This window comes from Methylobacterium komagatae (assembly GCF_042661665.1).
GTDB lineage: Bacteria > Pseudomonadota > Alphaproteobacteria > Rhizobiales > Beijerinckiaceae > Methylobacterium > Methylobacterium komagatae.
Map to the genome: position 1 here is coordinate 3908559 of NZ_JBHSWN010000001.1, position 23175 is coordinate 3931733.

General features: G+C 70.4%; 16 protein-coding genes and 6 pseudogenes. 6 read left to right on the forward strand and 16 right to left on the reverse strand.

What is annotated here, in order from left to right; genetic code table 11:
- Positions 1-10 precede the first annotated feature (10 nt).
- The 3 genes and pseudogenes from ACFQE0_RS19450 (at position 11) to ACFQE0_RS19460 (ending at position 3277) form a co-directional block, all read left to right on the forward strand.
- On the forward strand, positions 11-1030 hold the full coding sequence (locus tag ACFQE0_RS19450; RefSeq protein ID WP_378972608.1) for a formamidase: 1020 nt from the start codon (positions 11-13) through the stop codon (positions 1028-1030).
- Positions 1027-1728, forward strand: a complete 702-nt coding sequence (biuH, locus tag ACFQE0_RS19455) for a biuret amidohydrolase (protein WP_378972610.1) — start codon at positions 1027-1029, stop codon at positions 1726-1728. Before ACFQE0_RS19450 ends, biuH begins: the two co-directional genes overlap by 4 nt.
- A pseudogene (locus ACFQE0_RS19460) lies at positions 1725-3277 on the forward strand (ABC transporter ATP-binding protein). Before biuH ends, ACFQE0_RS19460 begins: the two are co-directional and overlap by 4 nt.
- 34 nt (positions 3278-3311) lie before the next feature.
- On the opposite strand, the pseudogene atzF reads toward ACFQE0_RS19460, so the two are convergent.
- From atzF to rutR, 14 genes and pseudogenes are all read right to left on the reverse strand, one after another.
- Positions 3312-5128 (reverse strand): annotated as a pseudogene (gene atzF / locus ACFQE0_RS19465) (allophanate hydrolase).
- Positions 5129-5159: 31 nt separating this feature from the next.
- Entirely contained in the window at positions 5160-5540 is a 381-nt protein-coding gene (gene hpxZ / locus ACFQE0_RS19470; RefSeq protein ID WP_378972611.1) for an oxalurate catabolism protein HpxZ, read from the reverse strand.
- Positions 5540-6933: pseudogene (locus ACFQE0_RS19475) on the reverse strand (AtzE family amidohydrolase). The gene hpxZ and the pseudogene ACFQE0_RS19475 overlap by 1 nt, the downstream one beginning before the upstream one ends.
- A 12-nt stretch (positions 6934-6945) precedes the next feature.
- Positions 6946-7143 carry a DUF4089 domain-containing protein gene (locus ACFQE0_RS19480; RefSeq protein WP_378972613.1) on the reverse strand — a complete coding sequence of 66 codons (198 nt, stop codon included), beginning with the start codon at positions 7141-7143 and terminating at the stop codon, positions 6946-6948.
- 52 nt (positions 7144-7195) lie between these two features.
- Positions 7196-8164, reverse strand: coding sequence for an ABC transporter substrate-binding protein (locus tag ACFQE0_RS19485; protein ID WP_378975579.1), 969 nt, complete (start codon positions 8162-8164; stop codon positions 7196-7198).
- A gap of 79 nt (positions 8165-8243) precedes the next feature.
- Positions 8244-9218 carry an ABC transporter permease gene (locus ACFQE0_RS19490; protein ID WP_378972615.1) on the reverse strand — a complete coding sequence of 325 codons (975 nt, stop codon included), beginning with the start codon at positions 9216-9218 and terminating at the stop codon, positions 8244-8246.
- On the reverse strand, positions 9215-10117 hold the full coding sequence (locus ACFQE0_RS19495) for an ABC transporter permease (RefSeq protein ID WP_378972617.1): 903 nt from the start codon (positions 10115-10117) through the stop codon (positions 9215-9217). The genes ACFQE0_RS19490 and ACFQE0_RS19495 overlap by 4 nt, the downstream gene beginning before the upstream one ends.
- Entirely contained in the window at positions 10107-11015 is a 909-nt protein-coding gene (locus tag ACFQE0_RS19500) for an ABC transporter ATP-binding protein (RefSeq protein ID WP_378972619.1), read from the reverse strand. The genes ACFQE0_RS19495 and ACFQE0_RS19500 overlap by 11 nt, the downstream gene beginning before the upstream one ends.
- An 11-nt stretch (positions 11016-11026) precedes the next feature.
- Positions 11027-11590 (reverse strand): flavin reductase, encoded by a 564-nt coding sequence (locus ACFQE0_RS19505; RefSeq protein ID WP_378972621.1) that lies wholly within the window; start codon positions 11588-11590, stop codon positions 11027-11029.
- A gap of 13 nt (positions 11591-11603) precedes the next feature.
- Positions 11604-12386 (reverse strand): pyrimidine utilization protein D, encoded by a 783-nt coding sequence (gene rutD / locus ACFQE0_RS19510; protein WP_378972623.1) that lies wholly within the window; start codon positions 12384-12386, stop codon positions 11604-11606.
- A 4-nt stretch (positions 12387-12390) separates the two neighbouring features.
- Positions 12391-12783, reverse strand: a complete 393-nt coding sequence (gene rutC, locus ACFQE0_RS19515; protein WP_378972625.1) for a pyrimidine utilization protein C — start codon at positions 12781-12783, stop codon at positions 12391-12393.
- A gap of 31 nt (positions 12784-12814) precedes the next feature.
- Positions 12815-13536: pseudogene (gene rutB / locus ACFQE0_RS19520) on the reverse strand (pyrimidine utilization protein B).
- Positions 13536-14636: a pyrimidine utilization protein A gene (gene rutA, locus ACFQE0_RS19525; RefSeq protein ID WP_378975581.1), complete on the reverse strand. Its 1101-nt coding sequence runs from the start codon at positions 14634-14636 to the stop codon at positions 13536-13538. The pseudogene rutB and the gene rutA overlap by 1 nt, the downstream one beginning before the upstream one ends.
- Positions 14637-14916: 280 nt before the next feature.
- Positions 14917-15564, reverse strand: coding sequence for an HTH-type transcriptional regulator RutR (gene rutR, locus ACFQE0_RS19530; protein ID WP_378972627.1), 648 nt, complete (start codon positions 15562-15564; stop codon positions 14917-14919).
- Between the two features lie 112 nt (positions 15565-15676).
- Here rutR and ACFQE0_RS19535 point away from each other — a divergent pair, with 112 nt between their 5' ends.
- Together ACFQE0_RS19535 and ACFQE0_RS19540 are read left to right on the forward strand one after the other, a co-directional pair.
- Positions 15677-17134: an acetamidase/formamidase family protein gene (locus ACFQE0_RS19535; protein WP_378972629.1), complete on the forward strand. Its 1458-nt coding sequence runs from the start codon at positions 15677-15679 to the stop codon at positions 17132-17134.
- Between the two features lie 19 nt (positions 17135-17153).
- A pseudogene (locus ACFQE0_RS19540) lies at positions 17154-19818 on the forward strand (MGH1-like glycoside hydrolase domain-containing protein).
- A gap of 3 nt (positions 19819-19821) precedes the next feature.
- Here the strand turns inward: ACFQE0_RS19540 and ACFQE0_RS19545 are convergent.
- Together ACFQE0_RS19545 and ACFQE0_RS19550 are read right to left on the reverse strand one after the other, a co-directional pair.
- Positions 19822-21225, reverse strand: a complete 1404-nt coding sequence (locus tag ACFQE0_RS19545; RefSeq protein ID WP_378972631.1) for a sensor histidine kinase — start codon at positions 21223-21225, stop codon at positions 19822-19824.
- Positions 21222-21886, reverse strand: a pseudogene (locus tag ACFQE0_RS19550) (response regulator). Before ACFQE0_RS19550 ends, ACFQE0_RS19545 begins: the two are co-directional and overlap by 4 nt.
- A gap of 113 nt (positions 21887-21999) precedes the next feature.
- Here ACFQE0_RS19550 and ACFQE0_RS19555 point away from each other — a divergent pair.
- The gene (locus tag ACFQE0_RS19555) at positions 22000-23070 is read left to right on the forward strand and encodes an ABC transporter substrate-binding protein (protein ID WP_378972633.1); all 1071 of its coding nucleotides are present in this window, start codon (positions 22000-22002) and stop codon (positions 23068-23070) included.
- The last annotated feature ends 105 nt before the right edge of the window (positions 23071-23175 follow it).

Sequence of the window (23175 nt, forward strand, 5' to 3'; positions counted from 1 at the left end):
GTGTCAGCCGATGAACGGCCTCGGAGGATTGAACAAGTCGCCCCACGGCGTGGTGATCGGTCTCGTGCAATTACAGTTGCCGAAGATCGAGACCCGCGCGGACATCGCGGCACAGACCGACCGGATCGTGGCCCTGGTCGCCAAGGCGCGGGCCAATCTCGGCACCATGGACCTCGTGGTCTTCCCGGAATACGCCCTCCACGGCCTATCCATGGACATCCGCCCGGAGATCCTCTGCACCCTCGACGGGCCGGAGGTGGCCGCCTTCAAGCGTGCCTGCGCCGAACACCGGATCTGGGGCTGCTTCTCCATCATGGAGGCCAATCCCGGCGGGATGCCCTACAATTCCGGTCTGATCATCGACGACCAGGGCGAGCCGAAGCTCTACTATCGGAAGATGCATCCCTGGGTCCCGGTCGAGCCCTGGGAGCCGGGCAACCTCGGCATCCCGGTGATCGAGGGGCCGAAGGGCGCGAAGATCGGCCTCATCATCTGCCACGATGGCATGTTCCCGGAAATGGCGCGGGAGGCCGCTTACAAGGGCGCGGAGATCATGATCCGCACGGCCGGATACACGGCCCCGATCCGCGAATCCTGGCGTTTCACCAACCAATCCAACGCCTTCTGCAACCTGATGGTCACGGCCAATGTCTGCCTGTGCGGCTCGGACGGCACGTTCGACTCGATGGGCGAGGGGATGATCTGCAACTTCGACGGCACGGTTCTCGCCCACGGCACCACCGGCCGCGTTGATGAGATCATCACCGCCGAAGTCCGCCCCGATCTGGTGCGCGAGGCGCGCATCCACTGGGGCGTTGAAAACAACATCTACCAGTTCGGCCACCGGGGCTACACGGCGGTGAAGGGCGGGGCGCAGGATTGCCCCTACACCTACATGACCGACCTCGCGGCGGGGCGTTACCGCCTGCCCTGGGAGGATCAGGTGGCGGTCACGGACGGTACGTCCTGCGGCTTCCCGGCGCCGACACGCATCTACGACCAGCCCTCCCGGCGGGAGGCCGCCGAATGAGCGGAACCGCCGGCACCTATGCCGCCGCCGAGCCGTATCCCTGGCCGTATGACGGCGATCTCCGCCCTGCGAACACCGCCCTCGTCATCATCGACATGCAGACGGATTTCTGCGGCAAGGGCGGTTACGTCGATGCGATGGGCTACGACCTCGCCCTGACGCGCGCGCCGATCGCGCCGATCGGACACTTGCTCGCGGCGGCGCGGGAAGGGGGCTACCACGTGATCCATACCCGCGAGGGCCACCGGCCGGACCTCGCGGACCTGCCCGCCAACAAGCGCTGGCGCTCCCGCCGGATCGGCGCGGGCATCGGCGATCCCGGCCCCTGCGGCCGGGTGCTGGTGCGGGGGGAGCCCGGCTGGGAGATCATCCCCGAACTGGCGCCGCAGCCCGGTGAGCCGGTCATCGACAAGCCGGGCAAGGGCTCGTTCTGCGCCACCGACCTCGAACTGATCCTGACCCAGCGGGGCATCCGCAACCTGATCCTCACCGGCATCACCACCGACGTCTGCGTCCACACGACGATGCGCGAGGCCAACGACCGCGGCTTCGAATGCGTGATCGTGTCGGACGGGACCGCCGCGACCGATCCCGGCAACCACGAGGCGGCGCTGAAGATGGTGACCATGCAGGGCGGCGTGTTCGGCGCCGTCGCCAGTTCGGACGCGCTGATCGCCGTGATGGGCAAACACGCATGAGCGAGGCACTGCCCCCCGACGCGCCCTCAGGAGCCCTGGGCGTCGAGACCATCGGCATGACGAAGCGCTTCGGCGCCTTCGCGGCGCTGGACGACGTGTCGATGAAGATCGAGGCGGGCGGCTTCCACGCGCTGCTGGGCGAGAACGGCGCGGGGAAGTCGACCTTCGTGAAATGCGTGATGGGCTTCTACGCCCCCACCGCCGGGAGCGTCCTGGTGGATGGCCGCGAGGTCGAGATCACCAATCCGAAGGGCGCGCAGGGGCGGGGCCTCGGCATGGTCTACCAGCACTTCACCCTGGTGCCGTCCCTGACCGGGGCCGAGAACCTCGTGATCAGCCGCGCCGACGCCCCCGCCATCCTCGACTGGAAGGCCGAGAGGGCGGCGCTCGCCGCCTTCATGGAGGGCATGCCGTTCAAGCTGAATCTCGACCGGCCGGTGGCCGAACTGGCGGCGGGGGAGAAGCAGAAGCTCGAGATCGTCAAGCAACTCTACCTCAAGGCCCGCTTCCTGATCCTCGACGAGCCGACCTCGGTGCTCACGCCCGACGAGGCAGAGGAGGTGCTCGGCCTCCTGCGGGCCATGGCCGACCGGGGCGACCTCACCGTCCTGATGATCAGCCACAAGTTCCGGGAGGTCGAGACCTTCGCCCGCTCCCTCAGCGTCCTGCGCCGGGGCCGCCTGGTCGGCGGCGGCGCGGTGGGGCGCTGTCGCGGGCGGACATGGCGGCGATGATGATCGGCGAGCGCGTCGTGCGGCCCATCGCTGCCCGCGTCGGCGAGCCGGATACCGCTCGCGAGATCCTGCGCGTCGAGAACCTCGCGGCCACGGACGTGTCCGGCCTGCGCCGGATCGACATTCCCGATCTCAGGGTGCGGGCGCGGGAGATCCTGGGCATCGCGGGGGTCTCCGGCAACGGCCAGAAGGAACTCGCCGACGTGCTCGGCGGGCGGATCCGGGCGGCAGGCGGTCGCGTGGTCGTGGCGGGCGAGCCCTATACCGGCACCCGCGCCCAGAGCCGGGCGCGACGGGTGCGCTTCATCCCCGAGGAGCCCCTACGGGAGGCCTGCGCCCCGCGCATGTCGGTGGCCGAGAACCTCGCCTTCCGCGCCTTCGACCGGCGGGGCGAGGATCCGTCCGGCCCGCCGACCTTCTGGCTCGACCGGCGGGCCATGTCCCGGCGGGCGAAGGACCTGATCGAGCGGTTCAAGGTCAAGACCGCCTCGTCCGAGGCGCCGATCGCGACCCTCTCCGGCGGCAACGTCCAGCGGGCGGTCCTGGCGCGGGAACTGACCGATCCGGTCGATCTCCTGATCGTGGTCAATCCCTGCTTCGGCCTCGATTTCGCGGCGGTGGCGGAGATCCGCACGCGTATCGTCACCGCCCGCAACGAGGGCGCTGCCGTACTGCTGATCAGCGAGGATCTGGACGAAATCCTGGAACTCTCGGACCGCATCCTCGTGATGTCGGAGGGTCGCCTCGTCTATGAGACCGCCGCCGCACAGGCCGAAGCGGGCACGATCGGACGTCACATGGCAGGGCACCATTGAGGGGGAACTGCGCAGGACGAGGGTGAGGGCCGGGTCACCGCTGCGAGCGGCCGAGATACCGCCGCCACCCGCCATATTCGCTGATCTCCGTCGCTCCGGCGAGGCCTTCAGGCTCGACCAGGAAGCCCTTCGGCGTGGTGCCGTCCGTGAGCCGGAGTGTTCCGATCGAGAGGGGCGCGGGCACGGAGGCGACGAAGGTGCCGAACCCGGCGGCGGGAAGGGCCCACACCTCCGTCTCGATGGCCGTGCCGGTTCCGGCCGCGACGCGGATCAGGCCCGGCCGGGCGGGTGGGCCGCCGGGAAGGGCGTGGAAGCGGTAATCCGGGCTCGTCGGGACGGCGCGCAGGAAGCGACCGCCGCGCCCGGTGATCTCGCCGTTCAGGGGCAGGCCCGACAGATGCGCCCCGACCACCGCGATCTCGATCTCGCCCTCGGCCGCCCGCGCCATCCCCAGTGCCTCGGTGGCCGAGGGGACCGGCGCGCCGCTCGTGCCGAGCGTCAGCCCGGCGGCCTCGTGCAGCCGCGCGCCGAGGGCGGCGAGGAGACCATCCGCGCCGCGCGGGGCGATGAGCGTCACGCCGGAGGGGAAGCCGTCGGCCCGGAACCGGCCCGGAACCGCCAGGGCGCAGAGATCCAGCAGGTTCACGAAATTCGTGTAGGTGCCGAGTTCGCTGTTGGGGCCGATCGGATCGGCGGCGAGATCGGCACAGGAGCGCGGCCGGGGATAGGTCGGCACGACGAGCACGTCGATCCGTGACCAGACCGCCTCCGTCGCCCGGCGCAGCTCGGCGAGGCGGTAGAGCCCGGCGAAGGCGTCGGCGGCCGAGTGCTTCGTCGCGGAGGCGATGATGGCCCGCGTCGTCGGGTGGAGGATCTCGGGGCGGGTCTCGATGATGGCGCGAATGGCCTGATAGCGCTCGGCCACCCAGGGGCCGGTGTAGAGCAGGGCCGCCACCGCCTGGAACGGGGCGAGGTCTACGGGCACGGCTCCGCCCGGCACCAGGGTCGCGAGGTCGGCGAGGGCGGCGGCGAAGGCCTCCTTCGACAGGGCGTCGCCGCCGAAGGACAGGCCCGCCGCGTCGGGCACGCCCAGGCGCAGCCCCGGCGGAACCGAGGCCGGACGAGCGGGAACGGGCAAGGGCCGCGAATAGGCGTCCTCGGGGTCGTAGCCGAGCATCGCCCGGTAGGCGGCATCGGCATCCGTCACCGTGCCCGCGAAGACCGACAGGGTGTCCAGCGTCCGGCAGGCCGGGACCATGCCCCGGCCGGAGACGCTACCGAGCGAAGGCTTCAGCCCGACGATGTTGTTGAGCCCGGCCGGGACGCGGCCGGACCCCGCCGTGTCGGTGCCGAGGGCGAAGGTGACGAGGCCCTGCGCGACGGCCACCGCCGAGCCCGACGAGGAGCCCCCGGCACCATGCCGGGATCGAAGGCGTTGCGCGGCGCGGGATAGGGCGTGCGCACGCCGACGAGACCGGTGGCGAACTGGTCGAGATTGGTCTTGCCGATGAGCACCGCACCCGCCGCGAGGAGCCTCGTCACGGCCGGGGCGGTCGCTTCGGGGCTGTAGGCGAAATCGGGGCAGGCGGCGGTGGTCGGAAGCCCCGCCACGTCGACATTGTCCTTCACCGCGAAGGGCAGGCCCCAAAGGGGTTTCGCCACGGGGTCGAACGGCCCCAGCGCCCGCGCGGCGACCAGCGCCTCCGCCTCGGGGACGAGGGCGAGGAAGATGCCGGGATCGGCGACGGCCGCGATCCGCCGGTAGGTCTCGGCGATCACCGCTTCGGGCGAGAGGCCGTCCGCATAGGCGGCGTGGAGCGCGGCCAGGGTCGGGAATGCGGGCATGGACATGGTGCGCGGGTCCTCGCGACGGATCGGGCCGTCAGGCGTCGATGATGCTCACGTGGGCGGCGACCACCCGCCAGCCTTCGGACAGGCGCACCCAGGTCTGGCTCTGGCGGCCGACCTTCCCCGGCGCGCCCGCGCGGGTGAACAGGGTCATGGCGACGGCGAAATCCCGGCCGTAGGTGGTGATCACCGTCTGCTTCAGGTCCCGCGCGAGACCCTGTGGCGAGCGCCCCCGGCGGAAGGCGCGGATCGCGTCCATGCCGTAGAGGTTCTCCCCCGCGCCGTAGCGGATGGTGCGGGGGTCGTCGTGGAACAACGCTTCGAGCACCGGCACGTCGTTGGTGATGAGGGCCTGCTCGTAGACGGCGAAGGCCGCCTCGACCTCGGCCTTCACGGCGGGATCGTCGATCACCATCACAGCCTCGCCACGGGCGCCCGCGCCACGCTCTCCCGTTCGAGATGCCGCGCCACCCGCAGGGCGAGGTCTTCCCGCCAGGGGGCGGCGATCACCTGCACGCCGAGTGGCAGGCCGTCATCGGGCCAGACGGGCGCCGCGACCACCGGCAGGCCGATGAAGGAGATCGGCTGGGTGTAGAGGCCGATATTGGGCCGCACGGGCAGCTCGACCCCGCCGAGCATGAAGGTCGTCTGTCCGCCGCGCGGGGCCCGGCAGGGCGTTGCGGGGGCCAGGATCACGTCGACATCGCGGAACAGCCCAGCACCGCCGCGCGGTACCAGCGCCGGAAGCGCTGCGCCCGCTCGATGAAGGGTGCGGGCAGCATCGCCCCGGCGATCAGCCGGTCGCGGACCGCCGGGTCGAATTCGGTGGCGCGGTGGCGCAGGCGGTCGAGATGCAGGGCGGCGCCCTCGGCGGCGGAGATCAGGTACGCCGCCGCCCGGGCGCGGGCGGCTTCCGGGATCTCGATCCGGCCGGTGGCGCCGAGGGCGTCAGCGGCCCGTTCCACCACCGCGAAGGCGTCCGGCTCGCCGGCGCTGGCGAAGTAGCCGCCCGCCACGGCGATGCGCAGGCCGCCGATGCCGTCCTCAAGGCTGGGGAAGGCGGGGGCGGGCGGGCGCTTCGCGCAGGCGGGATCGTCGAGATCGGGCCCGTGCATCGCGTCGTAGGCGAGGGCGAGATCGGTCACGCTGCGGCCCATCGGCCCGAGATGGTCGAGGCTGCCGACGAAGGGGAAGCTGCCCGCCCGGCTCGTCCGGCCATAGGTGGGTTTCAGCCCGAAGCAGCCGCAGAAGGCGGAGGGCACCCGGATCGACCCGTTGGTATCGGAGGCGAGCGCCAGGGGCACGAGACCCGCCGCCACGGCGCCTCCGGATCCGCCGGACGACCCGCCCGACATCCGGGTGAGATCGTGCGGGTTGTGGGTGTCGCCGTCGTGGATATTCTCGCCCGTGAAATCATAGGCATATTCGCCCATGTTGAGGGCGCCGATCAGCACGCCGCCCGCCGCTTCCATCCGCCGGATCAGTGCGGCATCCCGGTCCGCCGGGGGGCGGTCGCGGTTGATCCGCGAACCGGCCCGCGTCGGAAGTCCCGCCACGTCGAACAGGTTCTTCGCCGCGAAGGGCACGCCGCAGAGCGGCCCCGGCGCCTCGCCGCGGGCGAGCCCCGCATCGAGGGCCTCGGCCCGCACCAGGGCGCGCTCGGCCAGCACGTCGGTGAAGCTGTTCACCGCCGGGTCGATCCGCGCGATCCGGGCCAGGGCGGCGGACATGACCGTGCGCGCGCTCACCGCCTTCGAGCCGACCCCCACCGCGATGTCGGCGGCGGTGGCGACGGACCAGTCCTTGATCTCTCCCACGGGTCAGGCCTCGAAGACCGGGGCCGCCTCGGCCTCGTCGGGGAGAGGGAAGCCCTCGACCAGAGCCGAGGCCGCCCGGAGTACCCGCAGATTCGCCAGAACCGGCTCACGCCATTCGGGCGCGAGGGTCAGGCCGAGAAGGCTCGCACTCGCCTCCATGACGGCTTCGAGGTCTGGGGTGGCAACGGGACCGGACGACATGCTGGGGACCTTCGACGGCTAGGCTCGCCCGCCTCAGGCAAGGATCGTTCCGTCAGCGCCCGGCATCCGACACGGCCTGCGTCCAGGCCCCCTCGGGCTTCTTGGTGATCACCGCCTGATCGGTCCCGCTCGCGAGGAGGATGCCGACGGTGCGCTCGTAATCGGCCGGGTCGAGGCGCCCGCCGCCCGTATCGAGGAGCTTGGCGATCTCGGTCATCATCCGCTTCTGATGCTTCTCGGTCTGCGCGCCGCTGGCATCGTTGTCGAGGACGATGCCAGCGGCCTCGTCCGGATGCGCGGCGGCGTAGGCCCAGCCCTTCATGGAGGCCTTCACGAAGGTGGCCAGCCGGGCGACGAAGGCCTTGTCCTTGAGCTTGCCTTCGAGGGCGTAGAGCCCGTCCTCCAGGGTGGCGACACCCTGGTCCTCGTAGCGGAACACCACCAGTTGCTCCGGCTTGAACCCGGCGTCGATCACCTGCCAATACTCGTTGTAGCTCATGGTCGAGACGCAATCGGCTTGGCGTTGGATCAGCGGATCGACGTTGAAGCCCTGCTTCAGCACCTTCACGCCGGAGGGCGAGCCATCGGTCTTGAGGCCGAGCTTCGCCATCCAGGCGAGGAACGGATACTCGTTGCCCGAGAACCAGACGCCGAGGGTCCGGCCCTTGAGGTCGGCGGGGGTCTTGATGCCGGTCTCGGCCCGGCAAGTGAGCATCAGTCCCGAGCGCTTGAACGGCTGGGCGATGTTGACGAGCGGCACGCCCTTCTCCCGCGCGGCGAGCGCCGAGGGCATCCAATCGACCACCACATCCGCCCCGCCGCCCGCAATGACCTGCGGCGGCGCCACGTCCGGCCCGCCGGGCTTGATCGTCACGTCGAGCCCGGCCTCCTTGTAGAAGCCCTTGGCCTGGGCGACGTAGTAACCCGCGAACTGAGCCTGGGGCACCCATTTGAGCTGAAGCGTCACGGGCTCCGCCGCCCGCGCACCGCCCTGGCCCAGGCAGAGGGCGAGCGCCCCCATGAGGCCCGCCCACGCACCCCGTCCCGCCTTCGTCCGCTCGCGTGCCATTCCGCGTCCCCCTGCCGATCGTGATGGGTGTTCAGGCCGTCCGCGCCGCTGGCGGCCGGTGCGTTGTCGCCCGCTCGATGAGCGCGACGAGTCCGTAGAAGCCGGAGCCCGCGAGCCCGGCGAGGGCGATTTCGGCCCAGACCATGTCCAGTGCGAGCCGCGCCGCCTCGATGGAGATGCGGAACCCCATGCCGACGATGGGCGTGCCGAAGAACTCGGCCACGATCGCCCCGATCAGTGCCAGCGTCGCGTTGACCTTGAGCGCCGTGAACAGGAAGGGCAGGGCGGTGGGCAGGCGCAGCAGCAGAAGGGTCTGCCCGTAGCCCACCGCGTAGCTGCGCATCAGGTCGCGTTCGAGGCGGCCCGTCGCGGACAAGCCCGCGCTCGCCTGCACCAGCATCGGGAAGAAGGTCATCAGCGCGACCACGGCGGCCTTGGACGGCCAATCGAAACCGAACCACATCACCATGATCGGCGCGACGCCGACGATCGGCAGGGCCGAAGCGAAGTTCGCCACCGGCATCACGCCCCGCCGCAGCACCGGCACCCGGTCGGCGAGGATCGCGAGGCCGAGCCCGGCGAGGTTGCCGATGACGTAACCGGGCAGAGCCGCCTTCACGAAGGTCTGCACGAAATCCGCCGCCAGCACCGGCCACGCGCTCGCGAAGCGCGCGGCGACGCTAGAGGGCGGTGGCATCAGTACCGTGGGCACGCCCGCCCCCACGGTCACGATCTCCCAGAGCGCGACCACGAGGAACCCGAACAGCAGCGGCGGCCCGAGCGCCACGGCCCGGCGGCCCATGGGCCGGGACAGGCTCAGGGCGGCAAGGTCCGAGGCGGCGAGGCTCGCCAGCAGCCACAGACCGAGCGTCGCGCCCCAGACACCCGGCCCCGCCTGCCCGGCGATGTCCGGGCGGTGGATGAGGACGCACAGGGCGAGCCCGAGGGCGAAGGACGCCAAGGTCAGGGCGAGGGCACGCCCCAGATGGCGACGGGGCCCCGTCATCGCCGCGCCCCCGTCAGCCTTGTCCCCGTCAGCCTTGCCGTGCCCGCTTCCGCCAGGGACACCGCCGAGACGAGGAGGGCCGAAAGCCCGGCGGCGGCGAAGAGCGCCGCCCAGATCTGGATCGTCTGCCCGTAATAGGAGCCCGCGAGCAGGCGCGCGCCGATTCCGGCCTGCGCGCCGGTCGGCAATTCACCGACGATGGTGCCGACGAGGCTCGCCGCCACCGCGATCTTCAGGGCGGCGAACAGGTAGGGCAGGGCGGCGGGCAGGCGCAGCCGCCACAGGGTCTGCACCCGCCCGGCGGAATAGGTCCGCATCAGGTCGCAGAGCATCCGGTCGGGGGAGGTGAGACCCTTCACGAGCCCGACCGTGACCGGGAAGAAGCAGAGATAGGCCGCGATCACCGCCTTGGGCAGCAGGCCGGTCAGCCCGGCCGCCCCGAGGGCGACGATCACGATGGGGGCGACCGCCAGGATCGGCACCGTCTGCGAGGCGACGATCCATGGCATCAGGCTGCGCTCGACGCTGCGCAGATGAACGATGGCGATGGCCAGGACGAGGCCGAGCGCCGCGCCGATCCCGAACCCGACGAGGGTCGCCGAGAGGGTGACCCAGGCATGATAGGCGAGGCTGCGCTTCGAGGTGACCGGCAGGCCGAACAGGCTGCGGGCGAGTTCCTGCAGGACCTGATGCGGCGCCGGGACCACCGGCCGCTCCTGCGCCATGGTCGCGGCGGCGACCGTGGTGAAATCGGGCGTTTCGCCCGCTCGAACCAGGGCGTCGGCCGCCCCGTTCCAGTTGCCGAGAAGCGCGCCGACAGACCAGAGGGCGAGGATCGCGAGCACCACGCCCGCCACCGGCAGGGTGCTGCCGCCGCGCCGCAGAGGCTCAGCCTTCATAGGCGTTGCCGGCCCGCAGGCCCTCCCGGACGCGGTGGGCGAGCGCCAGGAATTCCGGCGTCTCGCGGATCTCCAGGGGGCGCTCCCGCCCGAGGCCGGTGCAATCGACGATGTCGACGATGCGGCCGGGCCGGGGCGACATCACCACCACGCGGCCCGACAGGTAGACCGCCTCCGCGATGGAATGGGTGACGAACAGCACCGTCTTGCCGGTCTCCCGCCAAAGGTCGAGCAATTGCGCGTTGAGATGGTCGCGCACGATCTCGTCGAGGGCGCCGAAGGGCTCGTCCATCAACAGGAGCTTTGGCTCGAAGCACAGGGCACGGGCGATGGAGGCACGCTGCTGCATCCCGCCGGAGAGCTGCCAGGGAAACTTGCGCCCGAAGCCCGTCAGGTGGACGAGGTCGAGATAGCGGGCCACCCGCTCCCGGCGCTCGGGGCGCGGGACGCCGAAGATCTCCAGGGGCAGGGCGACGTTCCGCTCGACCGTCCGCCAGGGGTAGAGGGCGGGCGCCTGGAACACGAAGCCGTAATCCCGGCGCAGCCGCGCCGCTTCGGCGCCGAGGCCGTTGACGGTCAGCGCCCCGCCGGTCGGCTGCTCCAGATCGGCGACGCAGCGCAGGAAGGTGGTCTTGCCGCAGCCCGAGGGGCCGATGAACGAGACGAACTCGCCCCGCGCGACGGTGAGGTCCACCCCCGAGAGGGCGAAGACCGGGCCGTCGGCGGTTTCGTAGGTGAGGGACAGGCCCCGAGCCGCGACGGCGGGCTCCGCGACGGATGGGGCGGGGACCGGCGACGGCACGGCCCGGAGGGACGCGACTTGAGACGCGAGCATGGCGGGCGCGGCACCGGGTTCGTCCTCGGCCGCGCGGCGGCGGCCTGCCAAGGTTGCGAGCATTTTCCGTGCCGTCAGAGGAGAGCGTGGGACGGTGCCCGGAGGGCGCGATCGAGGCGGGGAGGCTCGGCCGGGGCCTCCTCGGCCGCCAGGGCGTGGTAGCGGCGGAAGCCGTAGACCAGGGCGTCGCCGCCGCCCCCCGCCAGGGCATCGACCTCGCAGAACAGCACGTCGTGCGTGCCCGCCGGGACGCGCCGCACGATCCGGCACTCGAATGCCGCCAGCGCTCCCGCCAGGAGCGGGCCGCCCCCGCGGCCCTCGTCCCAGGCCCCGGCGCGGAACCGCTCCTCCATCGGGCGGCGCCCGAACACATCCGCGATGGCGCGCTGATCAGCGGCCAGCAGGTTCACGCAGAGCCGCCCGTTACGGTCGAAGGCCGGAAAGGCCGAGGCGCCCCGGTTGATGCAGACCAGCAGCGTCGGAGGGGTGTCGCTCACGCTGCACACCGCCGTGGCGGTGAAGCCGGCCCGCCCGCCGGGGCCGTCCGTCGTGACGAGATGCACGGCACCGGCGAGCCGCGCCATCGCCTCGCGATAGGCGGCGCCGTCGATCATCGGGAGGGGGTCTCGCAATCCCATGCCGGAAGCCTCCTCAGGGCCGGTCGAGGAAATCGAGGAGCGCGCGGTTCACGGGCTCCGCGCGGGTGACGCTGTGGGCATGGCCGCCCTCCGGTGCGAGATCGAGCCGGGCCTTCGGCAAGGCGGCGGCGAGGCGCTCCGAGGCGGTGTAGGGCACGAGCACATCGTCCCGCGCAGCCATCACCAGGGTCTCGTGGGCAAGGCCACCGAGGCGCCCGGCGAGGTCGAACGCCTCCAGGGCGGCGATCCGCGCGAGCACCGTCTCGGCCCCTGGGAAATGGGCCAGCGCATGTGCCTCGTCCGCGGCGAGGCGTTCGCCGTTCGCGCTGATCCAGGCCGCCGGGTAGAGGAAGATCGCCTGCGCGGCCAGGAAGGGCTCGACCCCGGCACGGGTCAGCAGCGCCTTGCGAGCGGCGAAGCAGCGGCGTGTGGCCGGGTCCATCGTCTCCCAGCCGTTGATGACGACGATGCGCCCGACCCGCTCGGGATGGTCGAGGGCGAGTTGCAGGGCGATCAGGCCGCCGAGCGCATGGCCGACCATGTCGGCCTGCGCGATGCCGACGGCGTCGAGCACGCCCAGCGCATCGCGGGCCATGGCGGGGATGTCGTGGCCGGGCTCCAGGGGACCGGGCGAGCGGCCGGTGCCCCGGTGGTCGTAGGTGACGACGCGGAAGGCGGCGCCGAGCGCCTCCATCTGCGGCGCGAAATACCCGGCCGAGCCGCCCAGGCCCGGCGAGAGCAGGACGGGGCGCCCCGTGGCGAGGCCCGCGACCGCGTGGTGGACGGGGGCCTCCATGGCCTCACCCGGCCTTGCCGACATGGGCGACGGTGGCGATCTCGACCAGCGCATCGGGCTTCACGAGGCCGCACTGGATGCAGTAGCGGGCGGGCTTGTCGCCGGGGAAATACTCCGCATAGACGGCGTTGATCGCGCCGTAATCGGACCAATCCCGCACGAAGATGTGGTTGAAGGTGACGTCGTCCATCGTGCCGCCCGCAGCCTCGACGACGCCCTTGATCGTCTCGAGCACGTGCCGGGCCTGTGCGCCCGCATCGCCGACATGGACGACGTTGTTGTCCTTGTCGAAGGGGAGGGTGCCCGAGACGTAGAGGATCCCGTCCGCGAGGGTGCCGGGCACGTAGGGCGCGAGCGGCTTGCCCGTGCCGGGGGGAATGATCACGGTCTTCGGCATATCTGTCCGGTACCTTCTGGAGGGAGAAGAGCTATTCGGCGGCCGTCAGCGCGGCCTCGAAGGCGGCGACGTCGGAGACCCAGCCGAAGAAGGTCTCGATGTTGTAGAGGGCGGCTTCCTGCTGCGCGGGCGGCCCGGCCTGGTGGGTCGCGTCGGCGAGAACGATCCCGAAATATTCGAGGAAGAACCCGTCGCGCAGGGTCGATTCCACGCAGACATTCGTGGCGATGCCGGTGAAGGCCAGGGTGCGGATGCTGCGGGCGCGCAGCATGCTGTCCAGCGGCGTGTTGAAGAAGCCGCTGTAGCGCGGCTTGCCGAGCACGATCTCGCCAGGGGCGGGCTTCAGCTCATCGACCAGGGCGTAGTCCCAGGTGCCCCGGGCGAGCAGTGCCTCGTTCATCTCCGGCCGGGCGCGCATGTGCTTGAGCGCGTTCGACTTGTGCCAGTTCGGCGAGCCCGGCCCCCGGCCTCGACATAGGCCGGATCCCAGCCGTTCTGGAACCAGACCACGGTGATCCCGGCGGCGCGCGCCGCCGCGACCGCCCTGGCGATCCGTTCGATGACCGGCCCGGTCGCCGAGACGTCGAAGCCCGCCCGGTCGAGATAGCCGCCCTTCGAAGCGTAGGCGTTCTGCATGTCGACTACGATCAGCGCGGTCGTGGCGGGGTCGAGGGCGATGGGCTCCGGCCGGGCCGGAAGCGTCACCGCCCCGTGGCGGCCCGCTGGGTCGCGGTAGCCTGCGGGTGCGCTCATCAGGCGACCTCCGCCAGAGGCGCGGCCTCGGCGGTGACGTGGCGCCGCGTCTCCATCAGCGGCTGGATGCGGGTGCCGAAATCATCGAGCCCCTTGAGGAAGTCATCGAAGACGAGGAGCACGCCGCCCGTGCCTGGCACGGTCATGACCTGATCGAGCAAGGTCGCGACCGTCGCGAAGGAGCCGACCAGCGTACCCATGTTGATGTTCACGGCCGAGGTCGGGTCGGCCATCTGGCGGACATTGGTGTCGCTGCCGGATTTGGTGTCGGCCGCCCCCTGGAGGCCGAGCCACGCGATGGCCTCCTGATCGGCCCCGGCCTTGTAATGCTCCCACTTGGCTTGCGCCGCCGCGTCGGTCTCGTCGGCGATGACCATGAACAAGACGTAGGAGGACACGTCCCGGCCGGTCTTGGCCTTGGCCTCTTCCAGCCGCGCCACGGTGGGGGCGAAGGCGGTCGGCGTGTTCACGCCCTTTCCGAAGCAGAAATTGTAGTCCGCGTAGGTCGCGGTGAACTCCATTCCCGCCGCGCTCTGCCCGGCACAGATGATCGTCATCGGCGCCTGCGGCTGCGGGCTCAGGCGGCAATCGTCCATCTGGAAGAAGTCGCCCTTCAGGTCGCTGCGGCCCGTGCCCCACAGGTCGCGCAGGATCTGCGCGTATTCCGAGAGGTAATCGTACCGGCGGGCGAAGTACTCGTCGCCGGGCCAGAGCCCCATCTGCGAGTATTCCGGCCGCTGCCAGCCGGTGACGAGGTTCAGCCCGAACCGCCCATGCGAGATGGAATCGATGGTCGAGGCCATCCGCGCCGTGATGGCGGGGGGCAGGCACAGGGTCGGCGCGGTGGCGTAGAGCTTGATCCGGCTCGTCACCGCCGCGAGGCCCGCCATCAGGGTGAACGATTCGAGGTTGTGGTCCCAGAACTCGGTCTTGCCGCCGAAGCCGCGCAGCTTGATCATCGACAGGGCGAAATCGAGCCCATAGCCCTCGGCCTTGAGGGTGATCTCCTTGTTGAGGTCGAAGCTCGGCTTGTATTGCGGCGCATTCTCCGACAGGAGCCAACCGTTATTGCCGATCGGGATGAACACGCCGACGTTCATGGGGTTGGCCATCGCACTCTCCCCTCAAACGACAGGCGAAGAGACCTGCCGATGATGCATCAACCGCCCCGAATACGCCGCTAGAGAGAAACTTCTCTTCGCGACGACTTGCCGAAGCAAGCTCAGGACCGCTCGTGGAACGGAGAGTGAGATGATTGGACCAAATGGTCAAACTTCGAACGGGTGATTTTGACCGTTTGCACAAACTTCCCGCCGAATGACTGCGCGCCGGGCGGGATTTGCGCAGGATATGGGCGCGAAACCGTTCTTCACGCCCGAATCAGACCAGGCCGACGTGACCGAGGATCAGACCTTGAGTGTTCGTGACGGTCTCTTCGAAGAAGACCGGATCGGCGAGGCTGCGCCCGGTGATCGCCTCCACCTGCGTCGCGAAGTCGGCATAGTGCTGCGTGATTGCCCAGATCGAGAAGATCAGGTGATGCGGATCGTGGGGGGCGATCCGGCCCGCCGCGATCCAGGTACGAAGGATCGCGGCCTTCTCCTCCACGAGGCTCCGCAGGGGGCCTTCCAGTTCCTCGCGCAGGAGACGCGCGCCCTGGACGATCTCCAGGCAGAAGAGGCGCGAGGCCTGCGGCGCGTCGCGGGACAGGGTCACCTTCCGGCGGATGTAGTGGCGCAGGGCGTCGGCGGGCTCGCTGTCGGCGCGGAGCGAGTGGAGCGGGTCGAGCCAGACGTCGAGAACCCGCCGGAGCACCGCGACGTAGAGATCTTCCTTCGAGGGGAAATAGTAGAGCAGGTTTGCCTTTGAGAGCCCGGCACGGTCGGCGATCTGGTCGATGCTGGCCCCGTGCAAGCCGACGGTGGAGAAGATGTCGAGGGCCGCATCGAGCACGGTCTCGCGGCGTGCCTCTCCATCCCGCCGCCGCCGTCGCACCGGCGCGGTCCCGCCGCCTCCCGCCACACCCATCCTCCGTCTCGCGTCCCGCCTTCATAGCCATAGCGCGAAGCGCAGTCGCGCCGAAGCGTGGCCGCCGGCTTGCATAGCGCCCCGGCAAGAGTGACGCCGGTAGGGAAATGCCATGTGCCTGGGTGACGATCCGACCTGCGCGGCCTTCGCCGAGCATCGTCTGCGCTACCGGCGCGACATGGAGCCGGAGCGCCGGGCCTTTCTGAAGAGCACCTTCGCCGCCACCGGCGGGGCCGCCGCGATGCTGGCGGGCGGCACCACCCTCGTCAGCCCCGCCCTCGCTCAGGCGAGTGCGGCCAAGAGCGCTGCGAAGGGGGCCGGGCAAACGGCGCATTACCTTCTGCCCGCCAATGCCGACACCGTGCACTGGGGCTATTTCAGCAAGAGCCTGAAGCCGCAGGTGGAGATCGATTCGGGCGACTTCGTCACGATCGAAACCCTGACGCACCACGCCAACGACGATGCCGAACGGATGGTCAAGGGCGACCCGGGGGCCGAGAGCGTCTTCCTCTGGACCAAGGAGAAGAAGGGCGTCGCGCGCCGGGGCGCCGGGCCGGACGATGCCAAGCTCGGGCCGGGCGGCGGCCTCGGGGTCCATATCTGTACGGGGCCGGTGGCGATCCGCGGCGCGGAGCCCGGCGACGTGCTGGAGGTGCGCATCCTCGACGTCGCCCCGCGGCCCAGCGCGAACCCGCAATTCAAGGGGCTCGCCTTCGGCAGCAACGCGGCGGCCTGGTGGGGCTACCATTACAAGGACCTGCTGACCGGCGACCGGCCCCGCGAGGTCGTGACGATCTACGAGATCGACGCCACCGGCCGCCGCGACTGGGCACGGGCCGCCTACAGCTTCCGCTGGCCCGGTGTGACCGATCCGAACGGGGTCGAACACCCGACGATCGACTATCCCGGCCTGCCGGTCGACCACGCGAAGACGACGCGCAACTTCGAGGTGCTGAAGGGCATCCGCCTGCCGATCCGGCCGCATTTCGGCACGATGGGCCTCGCGCCTGCCGAGGCCGAGATGGTGAACTCCATCCCGCCGAGCTACACGGGCGGCAACATCGACAATTGGCGCATCGGGAAGGGCGCCACGATGTACTATCCGGTGGCGGTGCCGGGCGCGCTGTTCTCGGTCGGCGACCCCCATGCGAGCCAGGGCGATTCCGAACTCTGCGGAACGGCCATCGAGTGCTCGCTCACCGGCACGTTCCAGTTCATCCTGCACAAGAAGGCCGACCTCGCGGGGACCTCCCTCGAATCCCTCGATTTCCCGATGATCGAGACGGCTGAGGACTGGGTGCTGTCCGGGTTCAGCTACCCGAACTACCTGCGCGACCTCGGGCCGGACGCCCAATCGGCGATCTTCGAGAAATCCTCGATCGACCTCGCCATGCGGGACGCCTTCCGTAAGATGCGCCAGTTCCTCATGCACGCTCAGGGCCTCACCGAGGACGAGGCGATCTCCCTCATGTCGATCGCGGTCGATTTCGGCATCACCCAGGTGGTCGATGGCAATTGGGGGGTCCACGCCATCGTGAAAAAGGCGATCTTCGCCGAAAGGCCCGCGTAAAGCCGGGGCGGTCGGCAGCATGACGGGCTCCGATCCGCACCGGATCGACGCCGATCGCTGGGCGGAGCGGCGGCGCATCACCGAACAGGCGAGCGGCGACGCGGCGTGGTCCCTGTGGGGGCCGTATCTCAGCGACCGGCAATGGGGCACGGTGCGCGAGGATTACAGCCGCGACGGCAACGCGTGGCGCTCCCTGACCTTCGAGGACGCGCGCTCACGCGCCTATCGCTGGGGCGAGGACGGGATCGCAGGGATCTGCGACGACCACGGGCTGATGTGCCTGTCGCTGAGCCTGTGGAACGGGCGCGACCGGATCCTGAAGGAACGCCTGTTCGGGCTGACCAATGAGGAGGGCAATCACGGCGAGGACGTGAAGGAGGTCTATCACCACCTCGATGCGGTCCCGAGCCACGCCTACCTCAAGTTCCTCTACCATTACCCGCACGGGCCCTTTCCCTACGAGGACCTGATCGCGGGCAACGCCCGGCGCGGGCGCGACGAGCCGGAATACGAGATCGGCGAAACGGGCGCCTTCGATGAGGACCGCTACTTCGCCGTCACGGTCGAGTACGGGAAGGCGGATGCCGACGATCTGTTCATGGTCGTCACCGCGATCAATCGCGGAGCCGAGCCCGCCGACCTGCACCTCGTGCCGCAACTCTGGTTCCGCAACATCTGGAGCTGGCGCGAGGGGCGCGTCCCCTGGCGGCCCTGGTTCGAAGCCTCCGAGGGCGGCGTCGATGGCCACCATCCGCGGCTCGGCCGGTATCGCTTGTCCTACGGGGGCGAGCCCTCGCTCCTGTTCTGCGAGAACGACACGAACCTGCGCCTCCATGGCGACCAGCCCGAGGCGGCGGGGCCGTTCAAGGACGGGCTCGACGCCGCGATCGTCCGGGGCGACCTGTCCGCCGTCAGCGCAACGCGCGGAACGAAGCTCGGCCTGCACTACCGCTTCCACCTCGAACCCGGCGGGAAGGCCAGCATCCGCCTGCGCCTCTCGGCGGGGTCACGGCGGCGCGGGGTCGACTCCGCCGAAGCGATCCTGCGCCGCCGTGCGGCCGAGGCGGATGCCTTCTACGACACGTTGAGCGAGGGCATCGATTGCCCGGACCGCCGCCGCATCGTCCGGCAGGCCGCCGCCGGGCTGATCTGGACGAAGCAGGCTCTATTGCTACGACGTGCGGACTTGGCTCTGCGGAGATCCGCTCCAGCCCCCGCCGCCCCATGAGCGGCGGGACGGGCGCAACGCCACATGGAAGCACTTCGCCAGCGCCGACATCCTCTCGATGCCGGACAAGTGGGAATATCCCTGGTTCGCCGCCTGGGACCTCGCCTTCCAATGCCTGCCGCTCGCCCTGCTCGATCCCGATTTCGCGAAGGGGCGAGCTCCTGCTCCTGACGCGCGAATGGTACATGCACCCGAACGGGCAGCTTCCCGCCTACGAATGGGAGTTCGGCGACACCAACCCGCCGGTCCATGCCTGGGCGGCCTACCGCGTCTTCCAGATCGACCGCGAGCGCCGGGGCGGGCGGGGTGACATCGCCTTCCTCGAAGGCGTCTTTCACAAGCTGCTCATCAACTTCACGTGGTGGGTCAACCGCAAGGACGCCCAGGGCCGGAACGTCTTCCAGGGGGCTTCCTCGGCCTCGACAATGTCGGCGTGTTCGACCGCTCCCGTCCGCCGCCCGGCTTCGGCGCCGTGCATCAGGCCGACGGGACCGCCTGGATGGCGATGTACGCGCTCACCATGATGCGCATCGCCCTCGAACTGGCCCTGCACAACGACGTCTACGAGAGCACGGCGTCGAAGTTCTTCGAGCATTTCCTCGGCATCGCCGAGGCGATGACCGACATGGGCGGCGAGGGCGTCGGCCTGTGGGACGAGCAGGACGAGTTCTATTACGACGCCGTCGACATGCCCGGCGGGACGATGACCCCCTTACGCGTCCGCTCGATGGTGGGCCTCGTGCCCCTGTTCGCGGTCGAGGTGATCGACCCGTTGACGCTGCAGCGGCTGCCGGACTTCGCCCGGCGCCTCAACTGGGTGCTCGACAACCGCCCGCACCTCGCCGCCCTGGTCTCGCGCTGGAACGAGGGCGGCATGAAGGACCGCAAGCTCCTGTCGCTCCTGCGCGGGCACCGGATGAAGTCGCTGCTCCGGCGGATGCTCGACGAGGCGGAGTTCCTCTCGCCCTACGGCATCCGCTCCCTGTCCAAGGCCCATCGCGACGCACCCTATGCCCTGGACGCCTTCGGGGCCTCGTTCACCGTGCGCTACGATCCGGCGGATTCGACCTCGACTATGTTCGGCGGCAACTCGAACTGGCGCGGCCCGGTCTGGATGCCGATGAACTTCCTGATCATCGAGGCGCTGCACCGCTTCCATACCTTCTACGGCGATGAGTTCACGATGGAGTTTCCCACCGGATCGGGCCGGGAATTGTCGCTCTCGGCCATCGCCACCGCCCTGGAGGACAGGCTGATCGCCCTGTTCACGCAAGGCCCAGACGGTCACCGGCCCTATCTCGGCGACAGGGACAAGACCCGCCCCGGCGACGGGGAGAAAGCCCTGCTGTTCCACGAGTTCTTCGACGGGGATACCGGCCGGGGCCTCGGCGCCTCGCATCAGACCGGCTGGACGGCGCTGATCCTCAACCTGCTGCACCGGCAGGCGCAGCGCTGAAGGCTACACCGATGGCGGGACGCGGAAATCGACCCGCGCCACCAGTCCCGGCCCCTCCGGGCGGGCCCTGAGGGTGACGGCGCCGCCGATCCGGTCGGCCAGCGCCCGCACGATGGCGAGGCCGAGGCCGCTGCCCTCCGGCCCGCCCCGGGATACGACGCGGTAGAAGCGCTCGAAGACCTTCTCGCGCTCTCCGGCGGGGATGCCGGGCCCCTCGTCCTCGACTTCGAGGCGGGCGCCGCTTTCCGTCCGCGCGACGCGAACCGTCGTCGTTCCGCCGGGACGGTTGTAACGGATCGCGTTGTCCACGAGGTTCGACAGGATCTCGCCGGCGATGAACGGGTCGCCCAGCACCGGCACCGCGCCGTCGGGCCGGTCGAGCACGATCTCGGTTCCGCGCGCCAGGGCGGGGGCGACCTGCTCCGTCACCACACGGGCGGCGACCTCGTTCAGGTCGGTGGTCGCGACCGGCCCGGTCCCGGCGCCCTCGTCGGCGCGGGCGAGGGCGATGAGCTGCGCGAGCAGGCGTTCCAGCCGCCGGGCGGCCCCCTCGATCTCATCGATGGTCGCGGCCTGGGCCGGATCCCCCGGCGCGGCCCGGCGCAGGAGTTCGACATGCATCCTCAGCACGGCGAGCGGCGTCCGCAGCTGGTGCGAGGCATCGGCGGTGAAGGTGCGCTCCCCCTCGATCGAGTGCTCGAGGCGGCGCAGCAGGGTGTTCAGGGCGAGGACCGGGGCCATTGCCTCGCGCGGGACCCCGGCGACGTCCAGCGGCTGGAGGTTGATCGCGCCCGGCACGGCCCGGCGGCCGATCTCGTCGCTCAGCCGGGTGAGCGGCCTCAGGCCGCTGTCGATGCTGTACCACGACAGCGTCCCGATCAGCCCGAGCAGCCCGAGTTCGGCGAAGGCGAGCCCGGCGAGCAAGCGCCGTTCCAGGGTCTGGCGGGCCTCGCGGGTCTCGGCCACCTGGACGAGGACCGGGCTCGGCTTTCCGTAGATCCGCCGCGCCTGGGCGGCGATCCGCACGCTCGCCCCCCGGACGATCCCGTCGCGATGGGCCGTGACGCCGGGCGTGAGGCGGTCGACATCGGCCAGGGGCAGATCGCGGTAGCCGGTCACCAGCGCCCCGAGATAGGTGACGCTGTAATAGATCCTGTCCTGCGCTTGGCTTTCCAGCATGCCGAGGGCGACGCGGGGCAGATCGACCGAGACCTCGCCATCCTCCACCGTCAGCCGCTCGGCGATGGCCAGGACCGAGCCGTCGAGCAGGCGGTCATGGGTCGTCTCCACGACGTTGCCGATGACCAGCGCCCCCGCGAAGCCGAGGAGCAGCGCCAGTGCCAGCACCGGCAGCAGCATGCGCACGAGCAGGCGCCGCCGGAGCGAGGGGATGCGCGCCGTGCTCACACCGGCATCAGCAGGTAGCCGAGGCCGCGGATCGTGCGGATCTCGGGGCCATCCGGCTGCAGCTTCTTGCGCAAGCGGGCGACGTAGAGTTCGAGGGCGTTCGGCGCCACCGCCTCATCGAAGCCGAAGACCTCCGCGCTCAGCCGCTCCTTCGGCACGGGCTTGCCCGCCCGGGTCATCAGGATGGTCAGGACGGCGAGTTCCCGCCGCCTGAGGGCGACCGGCTCGCCACCGAGGGTGACGATGCCCGAGGTCCGGTCGAGTTCCAGGTTGCCGCAGCGCAGGATCGGGTTCGGCACGGCCTGCCCGCGCCGGACGAGGGCGCGCACACGCGCCTCGAACTCGGCGAGATCAAGGGCTTGGGCAGGTAATCGTCCGCCCCGAGGTCGAGGCCGCGGACCCGGTCGCTCACCGAATCCCGCGCCGTCAGCACCATTACCGGCACGGTCGATCCGGCCGCCCGCACGGCCTTCAGCACCTCGAAACCCGGCAGCCCCGGCAGGCCGAGATCCAGCACGACGAGGCTGTAGGGCTCGCTCAGGGCGAGTTGCACCGCCTCCGCGCCGTCCGCCTCGTGATCGACGGCGTACCCGCCCTGCCGGAGGGCGGCGCACAAGCCACGGGCCAGGGCCGGATCGTCCTCGACGACCAGAACGCGCATGCTCCTCCCGCTGGGGTTCGGTTTGGCCGGAGCGGCGGATCGGGTCTAGCATTTCCCTCCGGCGCCTCCCATCACGGGCGCGGACCCGTCGTGGGGACAAAGGAGGGACTTTGTTGCGGTCGCGCCCTGCTTTCGGCTTCCTCGTCCTGGGCCTGTCCCTGCTCCTCGGGCTCCGCCAGGCTCCAGCGCAGGTCGAGCCGCAACCAAACTCCGAGCCGGGCAAGGGCGAGACCGAGGTAATCGTGCGCGCCACGACCGACGAGGTCGAGGTCGCCGGTCTCCTCGAAGGCTTCCGCAGGGCGCATCCCGGCGTGGCGGTGTCCTACACCAAGATGAACTCCTCCACCCTCTACGACAGCTTCCTGGAGGAAGCCGCCGCCGGGGCGGGCACGGCCGACATCGTCTGGAGTTCGGCCATGGATCTCCAGATCAAGCTGGTGAACGACGGCTACGCCGCCCGCTACGCCTCGCCCGAGGCGGCCGCGCTCCCCGCCTGGGCCGTCTGGCGCAACGAGGCCTTCGGCGTGACGGCGGAGCCGATCGCCATCGCCTACAACAGGACGCTCCTGCCCCCGGAGAACGTCCCGTCGAGCCGCGCCGACCTGATCCGCATGCTGACGGAGCATCCGGAGGAGTGGAAGGGCAAGGTCTCGGCCTACGATCCCGAACGGAGCGGCGTCGGGTCGCTCGTCCTCGCGCAGGATGCCGAACTCACGCCCCGCACCTGGGACCTGGTCGCCGCCCTGGGACAGGCGGGGGTGAAGCTCTACACGCGCACCGAGACGATGCTCGACCGGATCAAGGACGGCGAGACCCTTCTCGCCTACGGCGTGTTCGGGGCCTACGCCCTGGAACGGGCCAAGCAGGATCCGGTGATCGGTGTGGTTCTGCCGAGCGACTACACGCTCCTCGTCTCGCGGATCGCCTTCATCGCGAAGGATGCGCGCCATCCCGCCGCCGCGCGGCTGTTCCTCGATTACATGCTCTCCCACGAGGGGCAGTCGCACTTGGCCTCGCGCTCGCTGACACCGGCCCGGGCCGATGCCCGCCGGGCCGACGATCCGGTCGCCACCGCCCCGGCCCTGCGGCCGGTCTCAGTCGGGCCGGAACTGCTCGCCAATCTCGATCAGATCCGCCGGGCACGGATGCTCAAGCGCTGGCGCCGGGCGATGGAGGGCCGCTGAATCCGCGACAGGTTCATGACAGGTAAACGGGCGTAAAGACGTCTCAAGCGCCGCGAAGTCGGCGCGAATACAAGGGAGGATCGGTTCACGGCTGCGGCCAGCCAC

Coding starts and splice junctions, on each gene's coding strand:
- rutC (WP_378972625.1), bottom strand. CDS start 12,783: ATGCCGAAGACCGTGATCATTCCCCCCGGCACGGGCAAGCCGCTCGCG.
- rutR (WP_378972627.1), bottom strand. CDS start 15,564: ATGGGTGTGGCGGGAGGCGGCGGGACCGCGCCGGTGCGACGGCGGCGG.
- rutD (WP_378972623.1), bottom strand. CDS start 12,386: ATGGAGGCCCCCGTCCACCACGCGGTCGCGGGCCTCGCCACGGGGCGC.
- ACFQE0_RS19485 (WP_378975579.1), bottom strand. CDS start 8,164: ATGGGGGCGCTCGCCCTCTGCCTGGGCCAGGGCGGTGCGCGGGCGGCG.
- ACFQE0_RS19490 (WP_378972615.1), bottom strand. CDS start 9,218: ATGACGGGGCCCCGTCGCCATCTGGGGCGTGCCCTCGCCCTGACCTTG.
- ACFQE0_RS19480 (WP_378972613.1), bottom strand. CDS start 7,143: ATGTCGTCCGGTCCCGTTGCCACCCCAGACCTCGAAGCCGTCATGGAG.
- rutA (WP_378975581.1), bottom strand. CDS start 14,636: ATGAACGTCGGCGTGTTCATCCCGATCGGCAATAACGGTTGGCTCCTG.
- hpxZ (WP_378972611.1), bottom strand. CDS start 5,540: ATGGTGATCGACGATCCCGCCGTGAAGGCCGAGGTCGAGGCGGCCTTC.
- ACFQE0_RS19495 (WP_378972617.1), bottom strand. CDS start 10,117: ATGAAGGCTGAGCCTCTGCGGCGCGGCGGCAGCACCCTGCCGGTGGCG.
- ACFQE0_RS19535 (WP_378972629.1), top strand. CDS start 15,677: ATGTGCCTGGGTGACGATCCGACCTGCGCGGCCTTCGCCGAGCATCGT.
- ACFQE0_RS19450 (WP_378972608.1), top strand. CDS start 11: ATGAACGGCCTCGGAGGATTGAACAAGTCGCCCCACGGCGTGGTGATC.
- ACFQE0_RS19505 (WP_378972621.1), bottom strand. CDS start 11,590: ATGGGATTGCGAGACCCCCTCCCGATGATCGACGGCGCCGCCTATCGC.
- ACFQE0_RS19500 (WP_378972619.1), bottom strand. CDS start 11,015: ATGCTCGCAACCTTGGCAGGCCGCCGCCGCGCGGCCGAGGACGAACCC.
- biuH (WP_378972610.1), top strand. CDS start 1,027: ATGAGCGGAACCGCCGGCACCTATGCCGCCGCCGAGCCGTATCCCTGG.